This is a genomic window from Pleionea sediminis, from assembly GCF_007570825.1.
GTDB classification, from domain to species: domain Bacteria; phylum Pseudomonadota; class Gammaproteobacteria; order Enterobacterales; family Kangiellaceae; genus Pleionea; species Pleionea sediminis.
The window spans coordinates 2,100,498-2,122,140 of the sequence record NZ_SUNB01000001.1 but is presented as its reverse complement, the minus strand read 5'-3'; the positions used below and the strand labels follow the sequence as shown (position 1 = coordinate 2,122,140).

Sequence of the window (21,643 nt, the reverse complement as noted above, 5' to 3'; positions counted from 1 at the left end):
GAAGAAGAATAACTATGTTTGGATTACGACATTTGTATTTTAGTCTAGCCAAGTTACCGATTAACTGGTTAGTAAGAATAAAGGCTATTCCAGAACAACCCAAAGAATCGCTTAACATAGATCTGGAAAAACCAGTTTACTATGTCATGCGGACACGTGCGACCAGCAGCTTCATTATGCTCGAGCAGCAGTGTAAAAAACTGGGATTGCCAGAGCCCAAATACATAAACTCTACTCAAGATGATATCCCCAATGGCGCTGTATTTTTTATTCAGCATAAACAGATTTTTGGTCGTCGACCATCAACCATAAAAAAATATTTTGACCGACTACAAGCTTTATTAAAACAGCATGAACACAATCAGGATCATCCTCAAATTTTACCTGTTTCAATCTATTGGGGACGCAACCCCGGTCGCGAAAAATCTTTATTGCGTTTGTTATTAACTGATACAGAAAGTGCAACTCCACTAAGAAAGCTACTAATTTTGTTGTTCCAGGGTCGCAATAGTTTTATGCGTTTTGGAAAACCATTAAAACTAAATTTACTCGACCAACACTCCAACTTAGAACATAAAGCTCGAAAAATTACGCGAACTCTGCGTGTTTACTTTCATCGTCAGTGGATTGCAGCAATGGGCCCACTCGTTGCTAACCGAAAACAAGTGATCACCAGTCTGTTAGCAAATGATACTGTAATAGAATCTATTAAACGCGAACAAAAAAAGAAAAACATCTCTTATGAAAAAGCACGAAAAAATGCACTGAAATACGCAGATGAAATTGCTGCAAATTACTCGTACAAAACCATTCGATTTATGAGTAGCATTTTATCCTGGGTTTGGAACAAAATGTATGGCGGTATAAAAGTATTCAATGCTGAGCGAGTTCGTGAACTCGCTAATGACCATGAAATTGTTTATGTGCCCTGCCATCGAAGCCATATTGATTACCTACTACTCTCTTATGTCCTTTACTACGAAGGTTTAATGACACCTCACATCGCAGCTGGAATTAATTTAAACTTTTGGCCAATTGGTGGCATTTTGCGTCGCGCAGGAGCTTTTTTTATTCGACGCAGTTTTAGCGGAAATAGATTATATACCGCGGTATTTAACGCTTATTTTCATCACTTAATGGACAAAGGCATTCCCGTCGAGTTTTTCCCTGAAGGTGGCCGAAGCCGAACAGGACGATTGCTACAACCTAAAACGGGAATGATGGGTATGATGGTACAAAACTTTATGAAAGGCTGTCGTAAACCCATCATGATTGTTCCCGTCTACATAGGTTATGAGCGAATGATGGAAGGAAAAAGCTATATAAAAGAAATGCAAGGAGGAAAAAAGAAAAAGGAGTCTATGGGACAATTACTAAAAGTCCGAAACCAATTAAAGCAAAGATATGGAAAAGTTTACGTCAACTTTGCAGAACCAATCAATTTGGAACAGTGGTTAGACTCCAATGTCGACGATTGGAAAGCTTCAAACCCCGATGAAAGACCCACCTGGCTCAGTGAGAAAGTACTAGCACTGGGTGAGCAATGCATGACACACATTAATCAAAGTGCCATTGTTAATAGCGTTAATCTGACCAGTTTAGTCCTACTTTCAACTCAACGCCGAACTCTGGGTAAGCGAGAATTAATTAATCAAATTGAGTGGTACATTTCACTATTAAAAAGCACACCTAACTGCGGTGATATGTACATTTCAAATGACAATGCTGCGTCTGTTGTCGAGGAAGCCAAAAGTCTTGGTGCCGTGCAAGAGTTCAATAATCCACTAGGTAATTTATGCCAAATTTCTGAACAAGCCGCCGTGCTATTGACTTATTACCGAAATAACATCATGCACTTAATCGCGATTCCGGCATTAATTGCTAGTTGCTTTAGACAAAGACTGAGCCTTCAAAGAGCAGAACTTATTGCTAATTGTAAAGCCGTTTATCCTTTATTAAAGCGAGAACTATTTATTAAGTACTCGGACGAAGAACTATCGAACGTGATTAATCACTATATTCAAGAGTTTGGTAATAACAAGCTTCTTACAATTTCTGAAGATGAAATATTACGTCCAAATATAAACAGTGATGAATATTCTCAACTCATCTTACTGGCCGATACCCTAAAAGAAACTCTCGAAAGATACGGTATTACTCTAACACTACTTGCCACACACGCAGGGCAAAGTGCGATCAGTCGTAGTCAGCTCGAAAATCAAAGTCAAAAACTCGCTCAACGAATTTCGGCTCTTTACAACATTTATGCGCCAGAATCCTTTGATAAATCTTTATTTCAACAAATTGTTGGGACTTTAAGGAGAAATAAGTTCATCGAAAATGGCAGCGATGGTGACTTAATCATTCACGGCAGCATTCCTGATTTGCAGCACCTCATTATGTCAATGCTTAGTCACTCAACACAGGAAAGCATGCTTAAAACAGCACGGTGGGCTATTGCTCGCTGGCGCGAGGGAAGTGCATAACGGTAAGTTTGTTACCTAAAAGTACGCGTAGTTAATAGCAATACCTAAAAAGAGAACTAGCCCGACATAATTATTATTTAAAAATGCTTTAAAACATTTTTCGGGCTTTCTTTTTCGCGCAATCCATACTTGATAGGCAATAAAGCCAGCTGCGACAAACCAACTCATATAATAAGGCGATGCCATGTCATACCGTGCACCCAGCAGCAACATGCCAAACATAAAAAAGCCCTGAATCACGCTGATAATAGCAAGGTCTGCATCACCAAATAAAATCGCTGTCGACTTAATGCCAATTTTCAAATCGTCTTTCCGATCGACCATCCCATAAAAAGTGTCATAAGCCAAAACCCACATCAAAGTTGAAACGTACAATAACCAGGCTTCCACCGTAATTGAGTTGGTCGAAGCCGCAAAAGCCATTGGAATTGACCAGGCAAATGCAGCACCTAGTACGACTTGTGGAAAATAGGTGTAACGCTTCATAAAGGGATAAGCCGAAGCAATAAAAATAGCACCAAAAGATAAAGCAATGGTGTAAACATTTAAGGTCAGCACCAGAGCCAACGCACTTAAAGCAAGCACGCAAAATAAAATCATGGCTTGAAAAGGCGATACCTTTCTCTGAGCTAATGGCCGATGTTTGGTTCTAGCAACACTGCCATCAAAGTCTCTGTCGGCAAAATCATTAATGACGCATCCTGCCGATCGCATCAAAAAAGTACCTAAAAGAAAAACAACTAAAATGTGTAAATCTGGTGGGCCTTCATTAGCCAACCACAAAGCCCATAGTGTCGGCCACATTAACAACAGCGTACCAATAGGCTTATCAATTCGCATCAGCAAACCATAGCACACCAAACGCGTTGCCCATGGTTCCGGAACTATTCGATAGAAAACATCTTTCGCCGTTACGAAGAGCCAGGGCGCCGATCGATAGACTTTCTGGGTTACTATTTTAAAATTATCAGCTTTCTTTTCATTCATTTCCATAAACGGGATGACTCGGTAAAAATAATTCTCGGAGTAATAATATTTTTTGCTGAATTAAAAAGGTCGACCTTCTACACCATAGCAAATTTTGAGCGATATGATGTGTCCAACTTGTACTATTCACCCGTTCAAAGTCAATTTCACAGCGCTGAGCATTTAAGCGATGAAATAATAGTGGACCCAACGGCTTATCTCTCAACAAAGTAATACGTCGAATATTTTTTACCAATGATTTTTGCGGAATAACAGTACGCGCCAAAACCCAGGGCACACCATCAAACGACAGTTCAACCTCGCGGACCCAGCCCCATTGTCTTTCAGACAGATTAAGAAACGCTCGCTCTTCTGAATAAATAGGCAGCATTCCCTGATTTAGTATTTTAACCGACATTGGCGAGCCACTAACTTGCTCCATTTTTTCTGTGAGCGAACCTCTAAAAGTGAGCCAATCTTGTCCAGTTCCTGCTTTCAAGCCTTCCACACCTCTTAAACATTGACCGCCAAATTGTATCCTGAAACGCCACATTTCCCCAAACTCAAGTCGAGAATTAACTCACATCACAGTATTGCGATGATCTGAGCAGCGTCTATACTTTTCTGTATACACGACAATGGAGTCACAGGATATCTTTAAAATGGGTACTGTCATTCGCCTGATTAGTGTTTGCTCACTTTTCGCTATTATGAGTTCATTTGCGGCCGAAGAACCTGCTGCAGAGGATCCCGCAGCAGAAGAGAAAGCAGCGGACCAGGGCCCGCCACCTGAAGTCCATTATTACGATTTAGACCCAAATATCATCACTAATTATCAGAAGCCACCCTCACGTAAACTTGGGTTTATCACTATCGATGTTCAGTTTCAGGTCAACTCCATCGAAAACCTGGACCTTCTTGAATATCATAAACCACTGGTTGAACATACATTAATCAACGTCATCAATGGTCTGGATGAAGAGCTTGTTAAAAGCCTTGATCGACGGGATGAAATTCGAGAAATTGTAAAAGTTAAACTGTCAGAAGTACTCAAAGAAGAAACTGGCTCAGAAATTGTCGAAAACGTCCTTTTTACGAAATTTATTTACCAGTAACTTACCTGGACAAAATGTTTACTGAGTAAAATCGAATTGCAATTTCCAAGCTTCGAACCCACCATCCATACTGTAAACATCAGCAAATCCTTGCTCAGCCAGGTACTGTGCTGCAGGTTGGCTCGAATTTCCGTGATAACACACCACAATTAGTGGTTTTTCCTTTTCGGAAGATTGAACAAAGTGCTCAATATTGTCGTTTGTTAAATGCACCGACTTTGGAATGTGACCGTTATTAAATGACTGGGGATCTCGAATATCAGCGACATTAGCCTCTTGCTGATCGATTAAAGCTTTCGCTTCAACAATTGAAATACGTTTAAACATGACACACCTTGTTATTAACTACTCAACCCAATCAATATGATATTTATTTAAGCACTGGCAACATTTGATGCCGGTCGGATCATATGAATGTGATCAATCCCATCTTCGTCATACACATCTGAGGATTGCTTAAAACCAAATCTTTCGTAAAACACTTTTAAGTAAAGCTGAGCGCCTATTTTTATTTCTTTATCGGGAAATTCGGTGTCCACTCGCTGTAATGCCACTTTCATTAGTTCACGACCAACACCAAATCGTCGTACCGAAGGATCAGTACAAATACGGCCTATCGCACAACGATTGCCGTATTTAGAATAAGCAGGGAACCAACGCAACGTAGCAACCAACTTACCATTATGCCATCCCATTAAATGGATAGCTTCGTCATCCTCACCATCGATATCATGAAATGGACAGTCTTGCTCAACAATAAATACATCTTGGCGTAACTTAAAAATTGCTACCGCTTCTTCCATACTCAATTCATGATAGGGCTTCCATTGCCAGTCTATTTCTCCAGTTAATTGCTCGCTCATTTCGCCGTCCAATCTAATACGACTTTTCCTGACTGACCCGAACCCATTATTTCAAATCCTTTTTCAAAATCATCAATATTAAATTGGTGAGTAATAATCGGTGAAATATCCAATCCAGATTGCAACATACTGACCATCTTATACCAGGTTTCATACATCTCTCTGCCATAAATCCCCTTAATGACCAGTCCTTTGAAAATAACCTGATTCCAATCAATTCCCATTTCACCCGGAGGAATACCCAGCATTGCAATTTTTCCACCATGATTCATCGTATCGAGCATTTGTTGGAAAGCCGAAGGAACGCCCGACATTTCAAGTCCAACATCAAAACCTTCCGTCATGCCCAATTCATTCATCACATCGTTCAGATTTTGTTTTGATACATTGACTGCTCGACTGGCTCCCATTTTAAGAGCAAGATCCAACCGATATTCATTCACATCGGTAATGACAACATGCCGCGCTCCGACATGTTTGCAAACTGCTGCCGCCATAATCCCAATTGGGCCTGCGCCAGTAATCAACACATCTTCACCCACCAAATCAAACGATAAAGCTGTATGGACCGCATTACCAAATGGATCGAAAATGGACGCGAGCTCGTCGCTAATATCATCAGGAATTTTAAACGCATTGTCCGCGGGAATGACTAAGTATTCAGCAAAAGCACCCGGCCGATTAACACCGACACCAAATGTGTTGCGACACAAATGACGCCGACCCGCACGACAATTTCGGCAATGACCACAAGTAATGTGGCCTTCACCAGAAACTCGATCTCCAACTTTAAAACCCTTAACTTCTTGTCCTACTTCTGCAATTTCGCCGATAAATTCGTGCCCCACAACCATGGGAACCGGAATGGTATTTTGCGACCATTCGTCCCAACTGAAAATGTGCATATCGGTTCCGCAAATGGCCGTTTTTCGAATCTTAATTAATACATCATTATGACCGACCTCAGGTTTCGGTTGGTCAACCATCCAAATCCCTTTTTCGGCTTTGGCTTTCGTTAAGGTTTTCATATAAAGCGTCTCTTACTGCGTCGTACTAAATGATAGATAATTCTTTGCCAACTTTCTCGAAAGCAGCTATAGCGCGATCAATATGTGATCGGTCATGAGCCGCCGACATTTGCGTTCGTATTCGAGCTTGTCCTTTCGGCACAACGGGGAACGAAAAACCAACCACATAAATGCCCTCTGCTAGCATCATGTCTGCGAATTTCTTTGCCAAAGCAGCATCGCCTACCATTACAGGAATAATTGGATGCTCACCGGGCAACAATTCAAATCCCAATGCCGTCATTTTTTCACGGAAATAAGTCGCGTTATCGCGCAACTTTTGTCTTAATTCATCACCGCTCTCTAGCATGTCGAGCACTTTTATCGAAGCCTGGGCGATCACCGGAGCAAGAGTGTTTGAAAACAGGTAAGGTCGAGAACGCTGACGCAACCACTCAACAATTTCTTTTTTACCCGATGTGTACCCTCCAGAAGCGCCACCCAAAGCCTTACCAAGAGTACCAGTAATAATATCGACCCGATCCATAACATCACAATATTCGTGAGTGCCACGCCCTTTATCCCCAATAAATCCAACTGCGTGAGAGTCATCTACCATTACCATGGCACCATATTTATCGGCCAGATCACAGACAGCTTTTAAATTAGCAATATAACCATCCATAGAGAAAACGCCATCAGTCGCAATTAATTTATGTCGCGCACCATCCAACTCAGCTTGCTTAAGTTTTTCTTCCAAATCTTTCATATCGTTATTGTTGTAACGATAACGCTTGGCTTTACACAAACGAACACCGTCAATAATCGATGCGTGGTTCAATGCATCTGAAATGACTGCGTCTTCTGGACCCAAAAGAGTTTCAAAGAGACCACCATTAGCATCAAAACAAGATGAATACAAAATCGTGTCTTCCATCCCCAGAAACTTACTTATCCGCTCTTCAAGCTCTTTATGTACCGCTTGAGTCCCGCAAATGAAGCGCACAGAGGCCATTCCGTAACCCCATTTATCAAGACCAGCTTTACCCGCTTCAATTAAGTCAGGATGATTTGCCAAGCCAAGGTAATTGTTGGCACAAAAGTTAAGAACACTTTCGCCACTGGTAACATGAATATCAGCTTGCTGCTGCGAGTCAATCACTCGTTCATCTTTATACAGCCCTTCCGCGTGCAGCTCGTCAATTTGCTTCGCTAATTGCTTGAAAAAGTCTTGTTTCATAGGTTCCAACTCGGTCTTATTTTCTGTGGCGCCGATTGTAACATAACGGATAGAAATCTCAGCGCTTCTAAAGGTTCTACCTCTTGATATCGCCCATTTTTCTCCTTCAGGTGCAATTTTAAAATTCGACTATAATCAATTGAGAACTCTAGAGTTTTTAGAATTTTTAATGAACGAAGCCAACCTACCTTACATTGTGGGCCTGCAGCTTGCTGGACTGATAATCCTGATATTATTCATCGGGCTATGGTTCACTTTCAGAGAGTTGCGAAAAGCCCGGAAAAAAGGCATGCGAATGCGGCGTGAATACGCCCGTATGAACCGCCGAATAAAGTCTTTGGATGCGCAAGCTCCCTCTGCCACCAAAAGCAATCCCATAAAAATACTTCAACAGGCCCTAAGTGAAACAGAGCAAAAATACGAAGAAGACTTTGCCGAAAACGACATCAGCAAATTAGATGAACAAGTTTCACAAGAAGAGTTATCACTCGCGCTACGTCGACTGTTGATAAAAACCGAACTCGATCTCCGGCTTGAAGACAACGACAGTTTCACTCTCGATGCCTGGATCGACAACTTAACGGAGCCTCTCAAAGTCCTAAAAGCAAATAGCTCACCATCAACTCAACCCGCAGAGTCATCAGTGCCAACAGATAGTGCAGACAGCGAGTCCGAATATTACAAAAAGCTCTACGACGATTTACTGGTAACTCTTCAGCGAAGCAAGCAAACCATTCGTTCTTTGGCTTTGCGACTATCAGACATCATTGATGACGGCATGGACGAAGACCAACTCAACGCTTTGGTCGAAGAACTCAATAACAGTATGGATGCCTTCGGTGAACTCTCTGGAATCACCAGCTCTACTGGTAATCAACAAATGGAAGATGACGTCAAAGAAATTCGTCGCGCTTATGAAATGGGTATGAATTTAATGGAGCATTTTGAAAACGCATTGAAGCAATCTGCCGATATCAAAGAAGCCGTCGATGAGCATTTAGGTGTTGTAGAGAGTAATCGAGCAAACTATGAAGAAGGAGAAACCATCGATCGTGACGCAATTCTAGCCAATAACAAACGTTACAGCCGACTGCTAGATGAATCGAAAGTTACCCTTGACGAGTTAGCACAAGAACTCGATGGCGGAAAAGAAATAATTGGCAACTTCCTCGCTATGACACGAAAATTTCAAGATCAATCAACCCGAGTTGCGATTTTGCAGTCACGTGAAAAACAACTGAATTCAGACTTAAGGCAATCAAAAGTCGCGCAAGAAGAAACCAAAGAAAATGTTAAATTAAGGGATATTTTATTGGGCGCGCTTCACAATAAATACGTCGAAAGCGCTGATAATGAACTCGTCAACAAACTTTGTACCTTTGCCGACGAGCTTTATCGATTGGATAAAGAAATATCGGGGTTAGATCAATCCGACAAAACCAGTGGTGCAAAAAACAAACGCAAAGAGTTGAACCAAAAGCGCGGTGGCATTGAAGCTCAAATCAAAGAGTTGGTTGGCAGTATCAGTTAGTTCTTCCGATTGCATCAAGCTCGATAATCTCCCGACCAAAAGGCGTAAATCCTAATCGAACCATCTTAAAATGTTGGATACCAAACGGGATTCCTATTATTGAAAGACACAAAACAACTCCCCAGAATAAATGCGAAAACACCACAAAAATACCGCCAAAGACTAACCAGATAATATTTGCAATTAAATTTAGAGTACTGTTTGTTTCGTGATAATCACGCATGCGAGTGTCACTACCAAAAGGAAATAATGAAAACACTGCCAGTTTAAAACATTGAATGCCCCAGGGGATTCCAATAATGGAAAAACACAGTGCAATTCCACCCATTAAGTACCCTAAAGAAACAAAAAATCCGCCCAAAATAATCCATAACAGGTTAAACAACAAACTCATTGGCTCTCCTTCAAACTCACAGTTTCAAACTTAAAATTAGATAACACTATTTAACTATCTCAATAATACTTCGAGATAACTATTGCAAGACTACTGCAAGATTACTGCCAAAGAATAAAGTCAATAGTATCAATTAGTTAGCTTCAATGGCTTCAATAGACTTAGGATTTCTAAACAGTTAATCGTGGAATCGACCAATAAAAAAGGGAGCTTATTCAGCTCCCTTTCCATTTCGAAAGAACTCTATTTCGAAAACAATCTCGAGATTAAGGTAGAAGATGCTTTACTGCGTCTCGCTCTTCTTTTAACTCTTGCTCTGTGGCTTGTAACTTCTCTTTGCTAAAGTCATTCAAATCCTGGCCTTGAACGATTTCCCAATCGCCATTTTTACAAACGCATGGGAAAGAGAAAATTAAACCTTCATCGATTCCGTAAGAACCATCAGAATAAACGCCCATGCTTACGTGGTCGCCATCTTTTGAACCTAACGCCCAGTCACGCATGTGGTCAATCGCGGCATTCGCTGCAGAAGCAGCAGAAGAAGCGCCTCGAGCTTTAATAATAGCCGCACCACGTTGCTGAACCGTTGGGATAAAGTCGTTTTCAAACCACTCTTGATCGACTTTATCAATTGCCGACTCACCAGAAACTTTCGCATTGTATAAATCTGGGTATTGAGTAGCCGAGTGATTACCCCAAATAGTCATTTGTGAAACTTCAGTAACTTCAACGCCAGTTTTTTGTGCTAATTGCGTTAACGCTCTGTTTTGGTCAAGACGCGTCATCGCAGTGAAATTACGAGGATCTAAATCAGGTGCATTGCGCTGAGCAATCAGTGCATTTGTGTTAGCAGGGTTACCAACCACTAAAACTTTTACATTTTTGCTAGCGTTATCGTTTAACGCTTTGCCTTGAGTCGAGAAGATCGCAGCATTCGCTTCAAGTAAATCTTTTCGCTCCATGCCGGGCCCACGAGGACGAGCGCCAACAAGTAACGCATAATCAGCATCTTTAAAACCAACATTTGGATCGTCAGTACAAACCACGTCTTTCAACAATGGAAAAGCACAATCGTCCAATTCCATTTTCACGCCTTCAAGCGCATCCATAGCGGGAGTGATATCTAGCAACTGCAAAATGACAGGTTGGTCATTACCTAACATTGCTCCAGAAGCAATGCGGAACAATAAAGCGTAGCCAATTTGACCAGCAGCACCAGTCACAGCGACTCGAACAGGTTGTTTCATCCTGGTATCCTCTTGAATTTATTAATTATTTCTTGATCGGCTTGCGCTAGCGGCAAAGGCCTGTGAATTCATAACATTTCCGGCGCGAATTCTAGCATAATTGTAACCTCGATTCTGCCGCTTTGACGTTATCAAAATATTTTAATGAGTCAATAATAAAGAACTGCGACATATCGTCGCACCCGAGCATCTCAAATACCACTACTGATAAGATCCGCAAAAAAACTTTTGGGGATTAAATTGAAATTAATTCTACAACTCATTGCGGCTTTTTTATTACTGCAAAGTCAATCACTACACTCAGAAACCAATGAACAAACGTTGGTCGTCGAGGGGAAAGAAGAAAAAAACGATAAACTTTACGTTGAGCGTTCTGCTGATCCGGCAAATCCAGATATCGGAAAAGCAATTTCTGCTCTACCAGGCGCTGATATCAATATGAATGGAAGACTAACCAGTCTCCCTCAATACCGCGGTCATATTGGACAAAGAACCCAAGTTTCAATTAATGGGTTAACGCCATTGTCTTCCGGCCCAAATCTAATGGATGCTCCCTTGAGCTTTGCCATCCCAAATTGGATTGAGCAAATGACATTACACCGTGGAATAACACCTGTATCTATCGCACAGGAATCTATCGGAAGTGCAATAAATATTCAGCTGTATAAGCCTGACTTCAAAGAAACGTCCAGTGGAGACTTCGAAGGACAAATTGATCTGGGATACTCTTCCAGCGGTCACAGTAAAGACCAATCTTTGATTGCAGGCTGGTCGAATAATTCACATCGAATTGTAGGTATGTCTTCGCTTCAAGAAGGCGATGACTACGAATTGCCAGCTGGCCGATTTTATGGGACTCAATTCGATAAACAAGCTGCATTGATCAATTATGGATTTAAACACAACAACCATATATTCTCTATTGGCTCAACAACACATGACGTCGATTTTGCAGGAACGCCCGCATTACCGATGGATATCACTCTCATCGAAAATAATAAAAATGATTTCAGCTATAGCTGGGCAGGAAATACCCAGGAATTCTCAATGAGCTTGTCTGAAGCTGAGGGTGAGCATGTTATGGATAATTATTCCCTGCGAGCACCAATGCCAACAATGCAGCGCTCTACCTCTGCCGAAAGCAAAGGAAATCAACTTAACCTAAATTACTCACAACTTTGGCAACAGTGGCTATTAAAAATAGGCGCAGAATACAAAAGCCAATGGCATTCAGCAATTGTCACCGACCCGACAAACCCGATGTTTCGCGTTGTAAACTTTAATCGCTCAGAGCGTGACGACTGGAGTATTTTTATTGATGGAACAAAGGAACTTTCATTCAACAACAGCTCAGTTCAGTTAGGCTTTCGATATAAATCAACAGATGTAAACACTGGAGATGTTGATCATCACATGGCAATGATGATGCCGGCTATTCAAAATGTTAGAAATACATTTAATGCATCGGATAGAAGTAAGAACTTTTCTAACATTGACTTTGCATTAAATTACTACATTCCTCAATCCAGTGAACTGACTTGGTACATTGGACTAGGACAAAAAAGCCGAGCACCTGTTTACCAAGAGCTCTATCTTTGGATTCCAATGCAAGCAACAGGAGGACTTGCCGACGGCAATGTTTATGTCGGTGATTTAAACCTGGATATGGAAGTCGCTACTCAATTGGATTTCGGTTTCACTTGGCAATCTTACGACTTTAGCATCTCTCCACAAATCTATTACCATAAGTTACACGATTACATTCAAGGTTCACCAGAAACAAATACAGCTTTAAATATGATTGCAACAATGATGAATGCCGATCAGGTCTTTCGGTTTTCGAATGTTGATGGAAAAATTTATGGATTTGATACAACTATCAATTGGAAGTGGAGTCAAAATTGGCAACTCGGTAGTACTCTTTCGATAGTAAGAGGTACCAGAGACGATATTGATGAACCACTTTACCGAATTATGCCAGACAATCTTCAACTTGAACTCTCTTACTTAGGAAGTGATTGGAATATGAGTATGGAAGTTATTTCATACAATTCACAAAATAGAGTTGCGCGATCTTTAGGAGAACAATCGACCAATGGGTATTCAATTTTGAGTTTTTCAGGTGATTTCTATTTAAACGACGTCTTAACAATAAAGTATGGAGTCAACAATCTACTCAATGAAACCTACACTCACCATACTTCAGGGGTAAATCGAACGATGATGAACGTTGTCGCAGCAGGAGAGAAAATTCCGGAGCCAGAAAGAAATCTTTTCATATCTGTATCTATCAACCTCTAGCACTTTTCAATAAAGAATAAACACATCAGCAACCATTTGCCTCTTAATTTTAAGGGGCTTTTTTTATCACTCTTTTTTTCGCTAACTTTCGCTGTAAAGTTCGACGGTGCATATCGAGCGCTCGGGCCGTTGCAGAGATATTCCCATCGTGATCATTCAAAACTTTCTGAATATGCTCCCACTCTAGCTCTTCGGTTGTCAATCTATCTTCTGTAACCAATGTCTGCGAAATATCATCACCTAACGCCTCGATTATTTGCCGCGAACTCGCTGGCTTTGGCAAATAATTATAAGCTCCTTTTTTAATTGCCAAGACCGCTGTAGAAATGCTCGCATACCCGGTCAAAACTAAAACTCGACAAGAGGGTTGAATGATTAAAATATCTTCCAAGACATCAAGTCCAGACTCATTCGACAATTTCAAATCGAGCACAACTTTTGATATTTTCTCGCGATTCAATAACTGCCGAGCACCAAAGGCATCGGACTCAACAAATACATATTTTACAAATTGCTGGAGTCGCTTGGCCAACATGTCAGAAAATGCATGGTCATCATCAATAACTAGCCAAGTTTCTGAGTCAAGCATCGTTCAATACCAAAGGTAAGCTAACATTAGTAATAACCTTACTGTCCTTCTTAAACAAAACCACCTTGCCTCCTAACCTCTCAATACTACTGTTAGCCAGAAAAAATCCTATTCCTAATCCTTGAGTACTTTCTAAAGGAGCAATCCCTAGTTGGCTAATAATATCTTCTGAAGTTTTTGACATTGGGTTTTCAAAATGAATTCTCAATTCATTTTCAACAACTTCAATTATGACCGACAATGAACTAATATCGAAAGATTGGCATTCACGTGAAGCATTATGAATAAAATTAATCAATGCAGGTAGCAAACTAGAGTCTCCTGAGATATATCTTCCTTCTACAGCTTTTGCGACAACATCCAAATTAAAATCAGGATACTGCAGCAACCATTGCTGCTGAAGTTGCTCTTTCAACTTAGTCACTTTCACTCTTTTCTCTGCTGGTTCAGCATGGTTACTTCTAATCTTTTGTAGTGTATTTTTACATGACAACAGTTGATTTTCGATGCAGTCAAGCAGCTCACTATCGACGGCACTGTCTCTTAACTCTTCCGTTGCTAGTTGCATCGTATTCAATGGAGTCGACAAATCGTGTACAGCCCTAGCGGATTGAGTAGCCAACGCAATTAAATGTTCGTCTCGCAACTGCTGCTCTTTCATTATATTTATTTTTTCAAACTGAAACGCTAAATTTCGACTAAGTAGATTAACAAAGTAAACTAAAATTCCTGTTGAAATAGAAAAAGTGATCCACATCCCCCAAAAATGCAGCTCCATTTGTTGAGAATTTTCAACGTGATGATGACTAGAGTTCATCACTAATGGCTGATAATAAAACATCAGTAAAGTATAAAGAACAATCGCAAGAAGAGCGGTTACCCAAGCTCTTTTTAACGAGCACAATAAAGCCGCTAACGTTACAGGCAAAAGCAATAGCGATACAAAAGCATTGGTTGCGCCTCCGGTAAAATAGAGTAGCAATGCGATTATGATTAAATCGAAAATGAGCTGAAGCCAAATAAAATAGCTGGAAGCTTTTGTTGTTCGATTAATGGACTTTTGAGTAATTAAATTAAAGATACACTCAACAATTATGAGTGGTATTAAACCAAGCAATGAAGGTCGGTATTCAAAATAAACAAATCCTATGATTATCGCGAACAATTGAACCGCAATGTATAGCCAACGAACAGTGACTAACTTTTGAAGCTGTAGTTGGGTGTATGATGGGGAACTGATTGATGTTTCCATGATTACGTCTTGTTTAGTACGACTTACGCTTTACTTATCTTTAGTTTTATCCATTGATTCTCAATCCAAACAGAAAATCAAAATTTCTCTTTAATACGATTAAACCTGTCCATAAACTTCTCGCCGGCCTAACCAACGCTCAATTAACTCGTCACTCATAACAGGATCCTCTTTATACAAGACCTTTGCAGCCTTGGAAATATCTGGCAGTAACATTCTGTCGCGAATAACATCCGCTATTTTGAATTGAATCAATCCGGTTTGACGTGTGCCCAGTACTTCTCCTGGACCGCGAATCTCTAAATCTTTTTCAGCTATTTTAAATCCGTCATTCGTAGCACGCATCGTTTCTAAACGCGTTTGCCCATTTTGTGAGAGAGGTGGGTGATATAATAAAACACAGTGACTCTCTAAATGTCCCCGCCCAACTCGACCGCGTAATTGATGCAATTGAGCAAGTCCTAAACGTTCTGGATTTTCGATCACCATCAAACTGGCATTAGGCACATCAACGCCAACTTCAATAACCGTTGTGGCAACAAGCAAATCTATGTTTCCGGCTTTAAAATCGTCCATCACCGCTTGCTTATCAAAGGGTTTCATTTTGCCATGAACCAGACCAACGCGGATGTCAGGAATCGCCTCTTGCAACTGACGAGCGGATTCTTCCGCTGCCTGACACTGTAATTCTTCTGACTCTTCAATTAACGTGCACACCCAATACGCTTGAACGCCTTGTGTGCGACAAACATCGGCCACTCGCTGAACGACTTGTTCACGTCGTGAGTCGGGTAACACGACAGTTTGCACTGGCTTTCTACCGGGAGGAAGCTCATCAATTATAGATGTATCCAAATCTGCATAGGCCGTCATAGCCAGAGTTCTCGGAATGGGTGTTGCAGTCATAATCAACTGATGCGGTGCAAAGCCGGTGCTTTTACTTTTTTCTTTTAATGCCATCCTTTGATGAACACCAAAACGATGTTGTTCATCGACAATCACGAGTACCAAATTATGAAAATTCACTCCGTCTTGGAAAAGTGCGTGAGTTCCAATTACCATTTGTGCATCACCGGAAGCAATTTGCTCTAACATTTGGCGTTTCTCAGCGGCTTTTAATTTACTGACTAGAAAGCCACATTGAATATTCAGCTTTTCAAACCAACCCGAAAAGTTATTCCAGTGTTGTTCTGCCAAAATTTCTGTTGGCGCCATCAAGGCTACCTGATAGCCCTGCTCAATGGCTTGCAAAGCGGCCATCGCCGCCACCAATGTTTTTCCCGATCCCACATCGCCTTGCACCAGACGCAACATTGGGTGCGGCTCTTTTAAATCTTCTTGAATCTCGCCAATTACTTTTTGCTGTGCTCCAGTTAGTTCGAACGGCAAGGTTTCTAACAATTGGCGCGTTAAATCGACCGAAGGCTCTAATGGTTGCGCCGGCTCACGCACAATCTTGCTACGCAATTTAAGCATGCTCAGGTTATAAGCAAATAACTCTTCAAGAGCGAGCCTCTGTTTAGCCGGATGCTGCCCCGAATACATCTGATTGAGATCGACGCCCGGTGGTGGACGATGAACAAAAAACAATGCATCAGCGAGATCAGCCATTTGATGTTGGCTCTTGATCGATTCAGGCAACAACTCTTTTAGTTGTCCCCGCTTTAGTTTTGCCAAAACCTGGTCGGTTAACTTTCGTAGTGTAAATTGTTTAACACCTTCCGTTACCGGATAAATAGGGGTAAGCCGATCATCAACGGGAACAGGTTGGTGTGCACTAACATACTTTACTTCAGGGTGAATCATCGAATGGTAGCTTCGGCCACTACTGATATCTCCATAGCAAAGTATTTGTCGACCTCGAGCTAACTTATCTTTTTGCGCTTTAGAAAAATAGAAAAACCTAAGATCCAGAAATCCGCTGCCATCGCTAATTCGACAGACTAACGCTCGACGTTTGCCAAAGGTAATTTCGCAGTGCTCAACAGTACCTAGGACTAATCCCGACTCTCCAGGCACTAAGTCTCCGATTCGAACGACGCGCGTGCGATCTTCGTAGCGATGCGGTAAATGAAATAAAACATCTTGCCATGATTCAAGCCCCAATCGAGCCAGCTTTTCTCGCATGGCTGGACCAACGCCTTTTAACTCACCGATGTCATAATCTTTAAAATTCATTCCGAATGATTTACCAAATTATTTCTCATTATAAGAATACCGTTCTTTTGCGACCATTTACCATAATGAACTTCAAAATCTCACCTACACTATAAATATCACGTCGAGATTTTGGAGAAAAAAATGTTAAATCGGTCCGGTGAAATAAAAAAGACTTGGTTTAGAGGCGATCGTTACTTTCATACCGCTGAAGGCTGGTTCTTTTTAACCAGAGAGTGCACCCAGGAAGGTCCTTTCCGATCACAAAACGAAGCTGAAAATGAACTCATGCTATACATTCGTAAAATCACCAATCCGATATACCGACAACAAACGGCTTAAATTTTACTAAGTTATTTTTGCAAAACGGTTGATCATCCCCTTGGTCGTTGTTCCTGCAACGACTAAGCCATTTCTTTTTTAATCGTAAATACCATAACGAGCTAATAAAACTCGCGTAAAATAGTGCTTAAAGCTCATTAAATGGAGAGCACTACCATGAAGGTACGATCTGGCGAGTTGAAGAAAACCTGGTTCCGCTGCGAACGTTTCATTCATACCGAAGACGGCTGGTATTTCGTGACAAGAGAAAACACCCAGCAAGGTCCGTTCGACAATCAAAAAGACGCAGAACAAGAACTTAGCACTTACATACGCGACTTAAATAAAGATCTTTTTTCTAGTCTACGAGCGCGCTAATTTTCAAACTTACGTTTCAACTTTTCTAAAACTCTTGCCGTTGCGACAAACCCGAATGTTGCAGTTACAACAGTTGTTGCGCCAAATCCACTGGCACAATCCAGTCGCGTTGAACCTTCGTTAAAGGATTTCGATTGACAAACAGTACCATCAGGTTTTGGATAGACCTGTTGTTCTTCCGAATAAACACAATCTACCGAGTAGCGCCTTTTCGGATTGCGAGAAAAATTATAAAAGCGACGTAAGTCAGAGCGAACCTTTGCTGCTAGAGGGTCATGCTTGGTGCGATTCAAATCACTAACTTTCACTTGAGTCGGATCTTGTTGGCCACCGGCTCCACCGACAGTAATTATCGGTATTTTATTCCGTTTACAAAAAGCAATAACCGCAGCCTTTGCTTTTACACTGTCTATGGCATCTACGACAAAATCCATGTCAGTAAAAATATACTGCTCTAAATTATCCTTAGTAATAAAATCTTCAATACAAATCACTTCGCACTCAGGATTAATTTGCAAGATGCGCTCTTTCATAACAGAGACTTTCATCTTGCCAACGGTAGGATCCAGCGCATGAATTTGGCGGTTGATGTTTGAAGTACAAATATCATCCAAATCAATTAACGTGATTTTGCCAATAGCTGAACGCGCTAATGATTCGGCCACCCAACTGCCAACTCCACCAATACCAATCACACAAACATGCGCCTGTCGAAAACCATCGACCGCTTTATTACCGTACAATCGCTTCAATCCACCAAAGCGAAAATCAAAATCACTCATAATTGCTCTGTTTTTATGGGACAATAAACCCGACCCGTTGGCTCTAATGAATTATATAATGCCTGGCGGCTTTAAATACAGTTTTCAACTACAAAAGACAACCTCGATGCAAAGCGATAACTTTAAATTCCCTATGCGACTCGATCGATTTATCAGTCAATCGACCGACTACTCAAGAAAACAGGTAAAAATTCTGTTAAAACGTGGAGAAGTCGAAGTTAATGGCGAAATCGTTAAACAGCCCGAGCAAAAAATCCTTAATTCCGATCGAGTTTTATTGGCAGGAGAACCTTTAAACCAGCTTGAACTCCGATATTTTATGCTAAACAAACCCGTTGGCTTTGTCTGCGCAAATAAAGATCTGGAACACATGACCGTTTTGGAGTTTATAGATGAACCACGACGGGAAAATTTAAGCATTGCTGGACGGCTCGATATTGACACAACAGGTCTGGTTTTATTAACCGACGACGGCCAGTGGCTACATCAGGTTATTTCTCCAAAACACGAGTGTGAGAAAATATATTTAGTCGAAACCATTTCTCCACTCGATGAAAAAACGATTAAAAAACTGGAACAAGGCGTATGGCTAAAAAATGATAAAACACGAACTCGTCCAGCGCAAATAGAAGTCATTGATGAATACCATTATCGCGTAACGATAACCGAGGGACGTTACCATCAGGTGAAGCGCATGTTTGCTGCGGTTGAAAACAAAGTCGAAACATTGCATCGAGAAAAAATTGGCGACATTCATCTAGATCCCGATCTGGCTCCCGGAGAGTACCGAGCACTTACGCTTGAAGAAATTAAGTCAATCCAATAGCGTTTACTATATAGTTTTTTGGTTAACCGGCGTTAGGTAAACAAAACGCCGGCTTAATCATTAAGCAATGGTAAAAAACAAACCAGCAATTGCTGCACTTAATAGGTTCGCCAAAGTTCCCGCAAAAACAGCTTTTAAGCCATAACGAGCAATTTCACTGCGACGATGCTCAACCAAACTGCCCAAGCCACCCAGCAAAACAGCTATCGAACCAAAGTTAGCAAAACCGCACAAAGCAAACGTCAGAATAACTTGAGTTTTTTCCGATAGCGATTCTTTGTAATTCACGAAATCAAGAAAGGCGACAAACTCATTAATCACTACTTTTTCACCAATTAAGGTTCCAGCAGTCGACGCTTCACTCCATGGAATACCAATAAGCCAGGCAATAGGTTGAAACAAATAGCTCAAAATCATTTGTAATGACAAACCATCGATACCCACTAAACTGCCAAGCCAACCTAAAAGGCCATTCAACAAAGCAATTAACCCAATAAATGCAAGCAACACAGCGCCAATATTTGCTGCGAGTTTCAGCCCATTTATCGCACCAGATGCCGCTGCATCAATAACATTTTCATGCTCAGAAACTTCGGAAGAAACATCCACATTCTCTGCCGGTTTTGATATTTCTGGCATTAATAACTTTGCCATCAATAATCCAGCAGGAGCAGCCATAAAACTCGCCGCAATCAAATACTTAACTTCAACACCAATACTGGCAAAACCGGCCAAAACTGAGCCAGAAACACTGGCTAGTCCACCCACCATAATCGTAAAGAGTTCCGAGCGCGTTAATTGTGGCAGATAGGGCTTTATCACTAAGGGCGCTTCAATTTGTCCAACAAAAACATTAGCCGTTGCCGACATAGATTCAGCGCGGCTGGTGCGCAAAACTGAATGCAAAAATCCACCAACAACTCGAATAACATGAGACATAATTCCCAGATAATACAAAACAGCAATCAGTGAAGAGAAAAAGATAATGATAGGTAAAACATGGAAGGCAAAAATGAATCCGAGTTTCATTTTCCCTAAATCGCCAAAAATAAACTCAATACCTTCTTTACTGTACTCAAGAATATTATTAATGCCATTCGACATCGACAACAGAACTGATTTACCCCAAGGTACCCAAAGTACCAGTGCAGCTAAAGCAACTTGTAGCGCCAATGCCGCCAAGACGGTACGCCACTGAATCTTATTGCGATTACTCGAAAAAACAAATCCAACAAGCAATAGCACGCCAATCCCCACCAGGGCTTGAATAACATCTAACAGCATATTAAGAATTCCAGTGGGCGCTTAACTCAATAAAAAATTGACTTTGCAAAACGTCAGCTAACATCTTTTCCATTGATTGGTGACCATCAATCACCAAGTCAGCTTTATCCTTATTGGCTTTGATAAAAGCTTCATACATGGGCCGTACGGTTCCCATATATTGCTCAATCACAGAATCAACCGTTCGCGCACGTTCTTTAACATCGCGCTGAATTCGTCGAGCCAAACAAACATCAAGAGGCGTTTTTACAAAAACTTTGAGATCAAAACTGGGGAGTAATAAAGGATTGGTTAAAACATGAATACCTTCAACAATTAAAACCGGTATTTCATCGAGAGCATTTTGTGATTTAAGACGGGTGTGAGTTTTATAGCAATATTCTGGAATGTGTATCGAGTTGCCAGCTTTTAGCTGTGTTAAATGATCGGCCAATAACTGATGTTCAAAGGACTCGGGGTGATCAAAATTGAGTTTCTCGCGCTCCTCAATTGTGAGGTGGTCCTGAGGATGATAATAACGGTCTTCCGACAGAACCCGACAAAAACCCAAACCATAGTTTGAGTTGAACCATTCCTCCAGATGATCTGCCAGCGTTGTTTTGCCAGACGCAGATCCGCCATTCACAGCAATAATAATCATAATCTTATTCTTTAAAGAACTAGTTGACCGCACGAAAATCGGCGCAGATCATACCATGCCTTACCAATCTATGACTATTACGAAACCGAGCTCAATAACAATTCACATTTATCGAAAGACTCTATAAACCACTTAATTACGGGTTCAGCCAAACAACAACATCGCAGAGCTCGAAGATAGTTGGTAATATTCCCCCTTTCTTGGCCCGACTTGTCACAATATTGACTCCAAAATTAGATATCCTGAACGGTCAATTTGTCGAAA

Annotated in this window: 21 protein-coding genes; 7 read left to right on the top strand and 14 right to left on the bottom strand. The window is 41.1% G+C overall.

What is annotated here, in order from left to right:
• The first annotated feature begins 14 nt into the window (after positions 1 to 14).
• Positions 15 to 2,486 (top strand): glycerol-3-phosphate 1-O-acyltransferase PlsB, encoded by a 2,472-nt coding sequence (gene plsB, locus FAX86_RS08705; RefSeq protein WP_144392936.1) that lies wholly within the window; start codon positions 15 to 17, stop codon positions 2,484 to 2,486.
• Positions 2,487 to 2,501: 15 nt separating this feature from the next.
• On the opposite strand, the gene ubiA is transcribed toward plsB, so the two are convergent.
• Together ubiA and FAX86_RS08695 are read right to left on the bottom strand one after the other, a co-directional pair.
• On the bottom strand, positions 2,502 to 3,479 hold the full coding sequence (gene ubiA / locus FAX86_RS08700; protein ID WP_246128529.1) for a 4-hydroxybenzoate octaprenyltransferase: 978 nt from the start codon (positions 3,477 to 3,479) through the stop codon (positions 2,502 to 2,504).
• Positions 3,466 to 4,005: a chorismate--pyruvate lyase family protein gene (locus FAX86_RS08695; protein ID WP_144392935.1), complete on the bottom strand. Its 540-nt coding sequence runs from the start codon at positions 4,003 to 4,005 to the stop codon at positions 3,466 to 3,468. The genes ubiA and FAX86_RS08695 overlap by 14 nt, the downstream gene beginning before the upstream one ends.
• 109 nt (positions 4,006 to 4,114) lie before the next feature.
• Between FAX86_RS08695 and FAX86_RS08690 the strand changes: the two genes are divergently transcribed.
• The gene (locus tag FAX86_RS08690; protein ID WP_164503514.1) at positions 4,115 to 4,567 is read left to right on the top strand and encodes a flagellar basal body-associated FliL family protein; all 453 of its coding nucleotides are present in this window, start codon (positions 4,115 to 4,117) and stop codon (positions 4,565 to 4,567) included.
• A gap of 18 nt (positions 4,568 to 4,585) precedes the next feature.
• Here the strand turns inward: FAX86_RS08690 and glpE are convergent, their stop codons facing one another.
• From glpE to FAX86_RS08670, 4 genes are read right to left on the bottom strand one after another with little or no spacing between them, the layout of a single operon-like run.
• Positions 4,586 to 4,894 carry a thiosulfate sulfurtransferase GlpE gene (gene glpE / locus FAX86_RS08685; RefSeq protein ID WP_144392933.1) on the bottom strand — a complete coding sequence of 103 codons (309 nt, stop codon included), beginning with the start codon at positions 4,892 to 4,894 and terminating at the stop codon, positions 4,586 to 4,588.
• 47 nt (positions 4,895 to 4,941) lie between these two features.
• Complete coding sequence (locus FAX86_RS08680) at positions 4,942 to 5,430, bottom strand: GNAT family N-acetyltransferase (protein WP_144392932.1); 489 nt, start codon at positions 5,428 to 5,430, stop codon at positions 4,942 to 4,944.
• Complete coding sequence (gene tdh, locus FAX86_RS08675) at positions 5,427 to 6,458, bottom strand: L-threonine 3-dehydrogenase (protein WP_144392931.1); 1,032 nt, start codon at positions 6,456 to 6,458, stop codon at positions 5,427 to 5,429. The genes FAX86_RS08680 and tdh overlap by 4 nt, the downstream gene beginning before the upstream one ends.
• Positions 6,459 to 6,483: 25 nt before the next feature.
• Entirely contained in the window at positions 6,484 to 7,677 is a 1,194-nt protein-coding gene (locus FAX86_RS08670) for a glycine C-acetyltransferase (protein ID WP_144392930.1), read from the bottom strand.
• A 169-nt stretch (positions 7,678 to 7,846) separates the two neighbouring features.
• Here FAX86_RS08670 and FAX86_RS08665 point away from each other — a divergent pair, with 169 nt between their 5' ends.
• Positions 7,847 to 9,208 (top strand): hypothetical protein, encoded by a 1,362-nt coding sequence (locus FAX86_RS08665; RefSeq protein ID WP_144392929.1) that lies wholly within the window; start codon positions 7,847 to 7,849, stop codon positions 9,206 to 9,208.
• On the opposite strand, the gene FAX86_RS08660 is transcribed toward FAX86_RS08665, so the two are convergent.
• Positions 9,201 to 9,602 carry a YccF domain-containing protein gene (locus FAX86_RS08660; RefSeq protein WP_144392928.1) on the bottom strand — a complete coding sequence of 134 codons (402 nt, stop codon included), beginning with the start codon at positions 9,600 to 9,602 and terminating at the stop codon, positions 9,201 to 9,203. The two genes, FAX86_RS08665 and FAX86_RS08660, sit on opposite strands and share 8 nt — an antisense overlap.
• 266 nt (positions 9,603 to 9,868) lie before the next feature.
• Positions 9,869 to 10,849, bottom strand: coding sequence for a malate dehydrogenase (locus FAX86_RS08655; RefSeq protein WP_144392927.1), 981 nt, complete (start codon positions 10,847 to 10,849; stop codon positions 9,869 to 9,871).
• A gap of 240 nt (positions 10,850 to 11,089) precedes the next feature.
• On the opposite strand from FAX86_RS08655, the gene FAX86_RS08650 reads away from it, so the two are divergent.
• Entirely contained in the window at positions 11,090 to 13,150 is a 2,061-nt protein-coding gene (locus FAX86_RS08650; RefSeq protein ID WP_144392926.1) for a TonB-dependent receptor plug domain-containing protein, read from the top strand.
• 49 nt (positions 13,151 to 13,199) lie between these two features.
• Here the strand turns inward: FAX86_RS08650 and FAX86_RS08645 are convergent, their stop codons facing one another.
• The 3 genes from FAX86_RS08645 to recG form a co-directional block, all read right to left on the bottom strand.
• Positions 13,200 to 13,739: a response regulator transcription factor gene (locus FAX86_RS08645; RefSeq protein ID WP_144392925.1), complete on the bottom strand. Its 540-nt coding sequence runs from the start codon at positions 13,737 to 13,739 to the stop codon at positions 13,200 to 13,202.
• Positions 13,732 to 14,991, bottom strand: a complete 1,260-nt coding sequence (locus FAX86_RS08640) for an ATP-binding protein (RefSeq protein WP_144392924.1) — start codon at positions 14,989 to 14,991, stop codon at positions 13,732 to 13,734. Before FAX86_RS08640 ends, FAX86_RS08645 begins: the two co-directional genes overlap by 8 nt.
• Positions 14,992 to 15,090: 99 nt before the next feature.
• Entirely contained in the window at positions 15,091 to 17,169 is a 2,079-nt protein-coding gene (recG, locus tag FAX86_RS08635) for an ATP-dependent DNA helicase RecG (RefSeq protein WP_144392923.1), read from the bottom strand.
• Positions 17,170 to 17,292: 123 nt separating this feature from the next.
• Here recG and FAX86_RS08630 point away from each other — a divergent pair, with 123 nt between their 5' ends.
• Both FAX86_RS08630 and FAX86_RS08625 read left to right on the top strand, forming a co-directional pair.
• A complete protein-coding gene (locus tag FAX86_RS08630) occupies positions 17,293 to 17,490 on the top strand; it encodes a DUF6316 family protein (protein ID WP_144392922.1) in 198 nt (65 codons plus the stop codon).
• A gap of 156 nt (positions 17,491 to 17,646) precedes the next feature.
• Positions 17,647 to 17,847: a DUF6316 family protein gene (locus tag FAX86_RS08625; protein ID WP_144392921.1), complete on the top strand. Its 201-nt coding sequence runs from the start codon at positions 17,647 to 17,649 to the stop codon at positions 17,845 to 17,847.
• On the opposite strand, the gene tcdA is transcribed toward FAX86_RS08625, so the two are convergent.
• On the bottom strand, positions 17,844 to 18,629 hold the full coding sequence (tcdA, locus tag FAX86_RS08620; protein WP_144392920.1) for a tRNA cyclic N6-threonylcarbamoyladenosine(37) synthase TcdA: 786 nt from the start codon (positions 18,627 to 18,629) through the stop codon (positions 17,844 to 17,846). The two genes, FAX86_RS08625 and tcdA, sit on opposite strands and share 4 nt — an antisense overlap.
• A gap of 46 nt (positions 18,630 to 18,675) precedes the next feature.
• On the opposite strand from tcdA, the gene rsuA reads away from it, so the two are divergent.
• On the top strand, positions 18,676 to 19,455 hold the full coding sequence (rsuA, locus tag FAX86_RS08615) for a 16S rRNA pseudouridine(516) synthase RsuA (protein ID WP_246128528.1): 780 nt from the start codon (positions 18,676 to 18,678) through the stop codon (positions 19,453 to 19,455).
• 60 nt (positions 19,456 to 19,515) lie between these two features.
• Here the strand turns inward: rsuA and FAX86_RS08610 are convergent, their stop codons facing one another.
• Together FAX86_RS08610 and udk are read right to left on the bottom strand one after the other, a co-directional pair.
• Positions 19,516 to 20,739 carry a NupC/NupG family nucleoside CNT transporter gene (locus FAX86_RS08610; protein ID WP_205859132.1) on the bottom strand — a complete coding sequence of 408 codons (1,224 nt, stop codon included), beginning with the start codon at positions 20,737 to 20,739 and terminating at the stop codon, positions 19,516 to 19,518.
• 1 nt (position 20,740) lies between these two features.
• Positions 20,741 to 21,379 carry a uridine kinase gene (gene udk / locus FAX86_RS08605; protein WP_144392919.1) on the bottom strand — a complete coding sequence of 213 codons (639 nt, stop codon included), beginning with the start codon at positions 21,377 to 21,379 and terminating at the stop codon, positions 20,741 to 20,743.
• Positions 21,380 to 21,643: the final 264 nt, after the last annotated feature.